Source organism: Paenisporosarcina sp. TG20 (assembly GCF_000286315.1).
Lineage (GTDB): Bacteria > Bacillota > Bacilli > Bacillales_A > Planococcaceae > Paenisporosarcina.
Map to the genome: position 1 here is coordinate 1 of NZ_ALJG01000159.1, position 5,816 is coordinate 5,816.

A 5,816-nucleotide genomic window follows, 5' to 3' on the forward strand; every position below is an offset into this window, starting at 1 on the left:
GTTTGTCTACAGTCTTTTTTATTCCAGTAGCTAGCTACTGGAATAATTAGGACCTGTAAAAGCTTAATAGTAATAATAAAGCTTACGCAATAGTATTTTTATAGTTGACATTAGACCTATGAATAAAAGTCAGGAACACTTTCTAGAACGACATTACTGTGAATTCTCATCTTTTTCAATATTCGCCGAAATGAGACCGAGCAATACACCTAATAATGCTCCACCAAGGACCTCAACAGGTTGATGACCAAGAAGTTCCTTGAGTTCCTTTTCGCGCTGAACGTACTCAAAGCTCGGAAAATTTCCAGATAGCTTCACTATATTGTCTTCCAAATCATTAACGAGCTGCGCAATTTCTCCCGTATGTCGACGAATCCCTTGCGCATCATACATAACAATTACGCCAAAAACAGTTGCAAGAGCCGTCTCGATATGTCGCGTCCCTTTGTTAGCTGCAACGTATGTTGCAAGCGCCGAAACTCCAGCCGAATGGGAACTCGGCATGCCCCCGGTCGTGAACGCATGCCTCCAATCCCATTTCCCAGTCAATTGCTTCTGTGTTACTACTTTCAAACCTTGTGCAATTCCTATAGCAGCTAATGCTGTAATTATTCCACGATTCATATTCTTCATTATCTTCGTCCTCCACTCCACTGATCAATCAAAAACTTATGTTAAACAAATTTCTTCTCATTTCAATACCCTTTTTTGCACCTTTTTATGCGGATCCTATTAAAATTTGATGGGATTTTCAATTGGATTTCCGTTTAACATTGGCCAAGTTGGAAAAATTGGTGTCCAAGTTGGAATTTTTGAACTCCAAGTTGGAAAAATCACGCTCCAAGTTGGAATTTTTGAACCCCAAGTTGGAAAAATCACGCTCCAAGTTGGAATAGAGAAATTATGGAATATCTTTATTGTTTATTTATTAAACATATCCGGTATCGACATCAAATCAATCCCCCATATGAGTGGTAGAAAGTAGTATACGGCCAACCCTACATAGAAGATGCCGAATAGATTAAGTGCTAAACCTGTTTTTGCCATATCTGGAATGCGTAAGTAACCTGAACCGAAGACGACTGCATTAGGTGGTGTCGCGACCGGTAACATGAATGCACAAGATGCCGCAACCGCAGCTGTAACCAACAAAGCATAAGGATGGAAGCCGAGTGCTATCGCTAGTGATGCCATAATTGGGAACATCATCGAAGCTGTTGCAGTATTTGATGTGATTTCTGTTAAGAACAGGACTAGTGCTGCAACCACTAAAACTACTATCAACATATTAACGTCTTGCAGTCCAGTCAACTGTCCCCCAATCCAATTAGATAGACCAGAACTTGTAAAACCAGCCGCAATTGCAAGTCCTCCTCCAAATAAAAGCAATATTCCCCATGGTAATTTCACTGCAGTTGCCCAATCGAGCAAGTGATCCCCTTGTATATTTTTCGAGGGAATAATGAACAAGATTATCGCTGCAATCAAGCCCACCATCGCATCATTCAGATTTGGAACGAATTGTATCAGTAAGAACGACCGTGTAATCCACGCCAGGGCTGCAAGTACAAATACCGTGAAAACCACTTTTTCCTCATATGAAGCAGTACCCAATTTAATTTTCTCATCGCTGATTACTTTATTCCCACCGGGGAGCTCTTTTAATTTCTGTGGATATGCCACTTTAATTAAATAGAACCAAGTTAAAAAGATGAAAATCCATGCGAATGGAACTCCGAAAAGCATCCATTGCGCAAAGGTAATTTCAATCCCGTAAATTTCATTGACCGCACCCGCAAGAAGCGTGTTCGGTGGTGTTCCAATCAATGTTGCTATGCCTCCGAGAGACGCAGAGTATGCAATACCAAGCATCAGTGCTTTACCGAAACTAAAGTTTTCTTTGGAGGTATCAATCGAATCATCATCTTTTAGTGCATCTTGTACTTGATAAATGATGGCTAAGCCGATTGGCACCATCATCATTGCTGTGGCTGTGTTAGAGATCCACATCGACAGGAAACCAGTTGCAACCATGAATCCAAGAATAATTCGCTCCGTTTTCGTTCCAATGAGCGAGATAATTGTCAACGCAATTCTTTTATGTAAATTCCACTTTTCCATTGTTAAGGCAATCATGAATCCTCCCATAAACAGGAAAATAGTATCATTTCCATAAGCAGAAGTTGTTGGTCCTACATCAAGTCCATTAGAAATCGGAAATAAAACAATTGGTAATAGTGATGTGACCGGTATCGGAATCGCTTCTGTAATCCACCAAGTCGCAATCCAAAGTGTACTAGCCAGAATAGCTTTAGCTTCCGGCGGTAAATCTTCAGGATTGAAATACAACAGAGTTAACACAAATAATAAAGGCCCTAAAAACAGGCCAATCAATTGTGGCGTGTTATAGCTACGTTTCTTATTACGTTCATCGTATGTTCCTGCATCTTCTGCCCGGTCTCTATCTTGAGGTATCTTGGAACCAGGTTTTATAAAAAAACGAATGGTTTCTTTAGCTTGGTCATGTTTGTCCCATAGCCAATTCCATGTTGATGTAATCATGTCTTGCCTCCTTTATTTATGACAAAAATCTGCAACAATTAATTTGATTATTAATAGTAATTTCCCAATCCAATAAATTTAGTCATTTTGTCCTTTTATACATTAATTTGAATGGTTTTATCTTGTACATTAAAAAACCATGACATTAAATTGTCATGGTTTTTTAATTTAACTATATGAATAACCTATTTCTCTAAGGTTTTTAAAATTCAGTAGAACCCTTTCTAATTGAAGGGAGACGTCAGTTGGTATTACTTCACTCTAAGAAGTCATTTCTTCTTCACTATCGCTACAGTACATCTGGATACACAAATCAGTCTTTCTTCTTCATCAACAATTTTAATATCCCATACCATTGTTGTTCGCCCTTTATGTAGCGGTGTACCAATAGCGGTTACTATTCCGTCACGTTTTCCACGGATATGATTGGCATTAATCTCTAACCCTACAGCAAATTCATTTTCTTGATCAATTAAATTCCAAGTTCCGACACTAGCAACTGTTTCCGCTAAGACAACTGATGCACCTCCATGAAGCTGTCCAAAAGGCTGATGAGTTGCCGCATTAACCGGCATCGTAGCAGTAACCTGATCTTCTGTCACCTCAACCATTTCAATGCCTAAGACACCTGCAATTGTTTCTTCTACTGGTTTTATCTCCATTAGATTCTCCCTCTCTTCTGTAGCATCGAATCCCAAAGCAACATTCTAATTAATTCATTACTGTTGGTTTATGCTCTTTAATCTTCGTTAAAGCATCGGTTCGTTTCAAAACCTAAATACAAAATGAATAGTGATTCATTTTTGTTTCTTCTTTTATAATGTCAGATTAGATTTACTATTGCAACAGTTTTCTAGCATATTCTAAGCTCATAGAAAAAGGGTATCCGCATTTTACGGAATCCCCTGTTATCTATAATTTACTTTGAATGTATTATCCTAGTATTCAATACATTACTGACAATAAATTTACATATTATGAAAGTTAACAGGATACCAAATATGTCTATTCCAACATCAAATAATCTTCCATTTCGATTAAAATAAAGTTGAAGAACTTCTGAAAAAGCAGCAAATATACAGGTAGAAATGAATGCAATTCCAGCTCTCTTCATCCATAGAAGGTGTAAAATATATAAAATACCAAAAGAAATAATATGACCTGTTTTTTGAATTAAATAAAATTCATTAGAAGGATTGATATCACTCGTTATTAGTAGATCACTAAATGTAGGGTCAGTTATGAAACTAAATTTAACAACCTGATCAAACATAAAAATATAAGCATCAGAAGTACAAGCCGCAATCACTATAAACAAAGACCACAAGAAAGTTAGCAGAGGATATATAGTCAAGAAAAAACACCCTTTCGCATGAAGAGACAATGCTTCCCATTCGTTTTTGACTAGCCTAGCCATAAAACCAAGTTTGAATAAGTATCAATTTCAGATTTTAGTATTTATTTTTGTCACTGTCTCATGAGTATGATATTAATCTGTAATCATAAATATCTCGCTTGTTTTATAATTATTGTGATGATTTAGCCAATTTACGTAATATACTTATCTAATTTTAAAAAGGAATCCAACACCCTTGAGGTTGTTGGATTCCTTTTTACTTAGCATGAGACATGGTTTTTATTGTAGTTTCTTCTGATAGTTTTGAAATTGTTTGAGATAACAGAAAACATCTTTCAACTAACGAATCTATTTCCATGTACTCACCTTCATTGTGAAGTTTTCCACCAATAGGTCCCATTCCATCTACAGTTTCAACACCTAGATGTGATGGGAACGAGGCATCTGACCCTCCACCGGTATGAGTATCCGTTACTGTTAAGCCAAATGAATCTCCTACTTCTTTTATTAACGAAAGTAATTTTTGATTCTTTTCATCCAGCTCCATTGGAGGGCGATTTATGCCACCTTCCAAGTCAATCGTTGTACCTTTCACATCTGGAATGGAGCAAATACTTTCAATTTTTTCGTTAATTTCCACACTTTGTTCTTCGCTTTGAACTCTTACATCCACGTATCCGGTAGCGCTGTCTGGGATCATATTTACCGCATCTCCTCCAGCAATAATACCCACGCTTACTGAGATTCCTTTTTTATGATTCGTCAGCTTATGAAGTTTAATTGTTTTATAAGCTAGCTCTTCAATCGCACTAATTCCTTCTTCTGGAGCAACACCTGAATGTGCAGCTTTACCGTGAACATTTAATGTATATCTACCACCGCCTCTTCGTGACGATACGATAGAACCATCTTTACGTGCAGGTTCCATTACAAGTGCATAATCTACCGATTTGGAAATATTTTCAATAATCTTCCTTGAAGTAGGGGATCCAATTTCCTCATCACCATTTAAAATAATAATGACATTTTTATAGGCATCATCATTTGTTTCATATAAATGTTTTATGGCATATAACAAGGTAACTTGACTTGCTTTCATATCAGCAACACCTGGACCAAATGCTAGACCGTCTTTAATTTTAAAAGGTCTTTCCAAAGCTGTTCCGACCGGAAAAACTGTATCCATATGAGCAATCAGCAAAATCTTAGTGTCTATAGCATCTTCATGCTTAATAATTAAATTATTACCGAACTTATTATTCTCTTGAGTTTCAATAGTAAATCCCATTTTTTTATATTCATCGATTAAAATTTTTCCAACTTTATCGATTCCAGCTTTATGTTTTGACCCACTATCGATATTAACTAATTTCCCGATTAGTTCAAGCATGTCATTTAAATTTTTATTAAGATATTCTATCACTTGTTATCATCTCTTTCATTTCTATAATAATCCCTTTACCTCTGTAATTGGAAAATGGTTTGCGACAAATTAACAACGCTTAGATATGATTCTATTATACAGGAATCTAACGAAAATAACCTTAAACCTCCTTTAAATTAGAATGGATATACCTATATTTTAACCATTAGCTAATTGCTCCTTGTCTTTTTTCTGAAGATGAATTTAGGTTCATGTGCTTAAACAATTTATCATGTTTATTACTTTAAAATCTTACAAGTAGCAGCTTATTTAATTTACAGTGAATCATTTTTGGCTATGTTCTTTACTTATTCACGCTTAAACTAAGAAAAACCGGGCAAAGTACGGAGGGCACTGAAAAAGTCCTTAAAAAGATTTCATAGCGAGTATATGAATGACATATTGTTCACTTACTCGCTTTTTATATGGAACCCGTTGATCTACGTTCCAGGCGGACGCGTTCCGCCGGCATGG

Annotated in this window: 5 protein-coding genes; all 5 read right to left on the reverse strand. The window is 36.4% G+C overall.

The window, feature by feature from the left end:
* Positions 1–153: 153 nt before the first annotated feature.
* Entirely contained in the window at positions 154–633 is a 480-nt protein-coding gene (locus B371_RS0102185; RefSeq protein WP_019412679.1) for a divergent PAP2 family protein, read from the reverse strand.
* A 288-nt stretch (positions 634–921) separates the two neighbouring features.
* The gene (locus B371_RS0102195; RefSeq protein ID WP_019412681.1) at positions 922–2,562 is read right to left on the reverse strand and encodes a DASS family sodium-coupled anion symporter; all 1,641 of its coding nucleotides are present in this window, start codon (positions 2,560–2,562) and stop codon (positions 922–924) included.
* 269 nt (positions 2,563–2,831) lie between these two features.
* Positions 2,832–3,224: a hotdog fold thioesterase gene (locus B371_RS0102200; RefSeq protein WP_019412682.1), complete on the reverse strand. Its 393-nt coding sequence runs from the start codon at positions 3,222–3,224 to the stop codon at positions 2,832–2,834.
* A gap of 257 nt (positions 3,225–3,481) precedes the next feature.
* The gene (locus B371_RS0102205) at positions 3,482–3,916 is read right to left on the reverse strand and encodes a VanZ family protein (protein WP_019412683.1); all 435 of its coding nucleotides are present in this window, start codon (positions 3,914–3,916) and stop codon (positions 3,482–3,484) included.
* 259 nt (positions 3,917–4,175) lie between these two features.
* Positions 4,176–5,342, reverse strand: a complete 1,167-nt coding sequence (locus B371_RS0102210; RefSeq protein WP_019412684.1) for a M20 family metallopeptidase — start codon at positions 5,340–5,342, stop codon at positions 4,176–4,178.
* Between the last annotated feature and the right edge of the window lie 474 nt (positions 5,343–5,816).